We start from the raw sequence: 2542 nt of genomic DNA, 5'->3' as shown, positions 1-2542 counted from the left end.
CCGAAATCGGTGCGAGCGCTTCCGGTCACGTAATCGCGAATTCCGCTACACCCCCATCCGGGGAAGCAACTTCCCAGGCGCGAGAAATTCCAGTGCAAGGTGCCGTTTCGGCGCCTCAAGCGCCGTCCGTTACGGCTCCGGATAACATTCAGGCAGCATCGGCGACAGGCAGTGTGACACCTGAAACCGATCTGGCCTTCGCACCACCCGCCGGCGTGGCCAGCAGTTTTGGTGACAAGCAGACCGACAGCGCCGCCGGCTTCACGCCAACCAAACCCGCTACTGCCGGGGCGGAAGAAACGCCTGCAGGCCTGATTGCAAGTCTGCCGCCGGAAGAGGTGGGGCCGATGGCACTGCGCAGTGCTGCCGCCAGCGGAAATCCCGCTGCTGAGTTCCTCGTCGGTGTGAAATACACCGAAGGCAACGACATTGCCGCGGATATGGCCAAAGCTGCCACCTGGTATCAGAAGGCGGCGGACAAAGGCTTGCCGCCGGCGCAATATCGCCTCGCAAGTCTTTACGAAAAGGGACGCGGCGTCGAAAAGGATCTGCCAAAAGCAAAAGCCTGGTACTCAAAGGCGGCGGAAGCCGGCAATGCCAAGGCAATGCACAATCTTGCCGTGCTCTACGCTGAAGGCGGCGGTGATCAACCGGATTATGCTGCTGCTGCCAAATGGTTTGAAGCCGCGGCGAACTACGGTGTGAAGGACAGTCTCTTTAACCTTGGCATTCTCTATGCCGGTGGCATTGGGGTCGATAAGGATCTCGTTGCAAGCTACAAATGGTTCGCAATTGCTGCCGATCAGGGCGACCCGGAAGCTGCCAAGCGTCGCGACGACGTTGCCAATATGATGGATCAGGAAACTCTGGCAAACGCACGATTGGCAGTTGAGAATTTCAAGCTCAAGACACCGAATGCGGCTGCCAACAAGGTGACAATGGAACCGTCCTGGACCGATAGCGCGTCCCTGCCGGCAACCAGGGCAGCCGTCCAGACCCAGTCCGTCGACAACTCTGCGATGGTCAAGGAAGCCCAGGACAAGCTGAACTATCTCGGTTTTGACACCGGTACGCCGGATGGTCAGATGGGGCCGCGGACGCGCAGTGCAATTCGAGCGTTCCAGCGCAGCCTCGGCCTTCCCGAAACGGGTGAAGTCGACAATCGGCTGATGGATGAGCTGAAAAGCCAGGCAATCTAAAATACGTGCTTCAGCCGGAGTGCCGGCTGAAGAGAAATGCCGAGTTCGGGATTAACCCGGATCGTTTGGAAAGTCGGCGGCCGCGTATTTCAATCCAGACACATAATTGCATTGAGGTTGGCTGGAGCTGGCAAGGCTGCGCCGATGTCAGCCAGTGTCGGTTCCACAAAACCAGATTGGCAACCAGCCTGGGCCTTTGGTCTTTGTTGAGCCATCTTCATCGCGATAATGCCAAATTAGCTAAAACTATGAGGCCAGATTACCAATAATTCGGCTTCCTTGGCCAAAACCGGCTTGCTGGATGGTTGACACACAGTCCGGCACGGGTCTTTAACCAATTTAATCTAACTTAAGAGTCCAAATCTTAGTCCTGTCGCAGCCTGTCTGCAGCTATATCCGGCGTAACCCTGTGCAATTATACCTGCCCATAGCCGAAATCCCGGTCAATATCTTCGTGATATTCGCCATGGGTGGTGCCGTGGGTTTTCTTTCAGGGCTTTTCGGTATCGGCGGCGGGTTTCTGCTGACCCCGCTTCTGATCTTTTCAGGCATTCCTCCTGCGGTATCGGTTGCCACGGTAACAACACAGGTCGTGGCTTCGTCCGCTTCAGCGGTGATGACCTACTGGCGGCGCAAGGCGATCGATCTCAAGCTTGCGACAATTCTGCTGGCAGGTGGTGTCTTTGGGTCCCTGATAGGTGTGATCCTCTTCGACGTGTTGCAAGCGGTCGGTCAGCTGGATCTGGTCATTTCACTTTCCTACGTTACCTTCCTGGGAACGATCGGCGGCCTGATGCTGTTTGAATCGGTCCGGGCGATCCGGCGCAGGAAATTGGGTGCTGCCCCGAAAGCCCGCAAACCAGGCCAACACAACTGGATCCACGGATTGCCACTGAAGGTGCGTTTCCGCCGGTCAAAGCTCTATGTCAGTGTCATTCCCGTTGTCGGCCTCGGCGCGTCAATCGGGTTCCTCGGCACTGTGCTGGGCATCGGCGGCGGCTTCATGATGGTTCCGGCGCTGATCTATCTCTTGCGCGTCCCAACGAACATCGTGATCGGAACATCCCTGTTCCAGATCCTGTTCACAATGGCAGCTGCCACCATTTTCCATTCTATGGGAACCAAGACGGTTGATATCGTTCTGGCCATGACCTTGATGATCGGTGGTGTCATCGGTGCCCAATTCGGTGCCCGAATGGGACAGAACCTGCGTGGTGACCAGCTTCGCCTTCTGTTGGCATTGCTGGTACTCGGTGTCGGACTTCGTTTCGCGGTCGACCTCCTCCTGGTTCCGGAGGACCTTTATTCCATCGCGATCCGCAAGGGGGCAGGCGCATGATCCG

Annotated in this window: 2 protein-coding genes; both read left to right on the top strand. The window is 57.0% G+C overall.

Annotation, left to right across the window (positions count from 1 at the left end; translation table 11 throughout):
* Positions 1-1199: peptidoglycan-binding protein (locus K5905_RS31435; RefSeq protein ID WP_297591650.1), on the top strand; the 1199-nt coding region annotated here is incomplete at its 5' end.
* 409 nt (positions 1200-1608) lie between these two features.
* Complete coding sequence (locus K5905_RS31430; RefSeq protein ID WP_297591649.1) at positions 1609-2538, top strand: sulfite exporter TauE/SafE family protein; 930 nt, start codon at positions 1609-1611, stop codon at positions 2536-2538.
* Positions 2539-2542: the final 4 nt, after the last annotated feature.

Origin of the sequence: Roseibium sp. (assembly GCF_025698965.1) — a bacterium.
In the GTDB taxonomy this organism is placed as follows: domain Bacteria; phylum Pseudomonadota; class Alphaproteobacteria; order Rhizobiales; family Stappiaceae; genus Roseibium.
The sequence above is the reverse complement of the archived record's forward strand: the minus strand, read 5'-3'. Positions and strand labels throughout refer to the sequence as shown.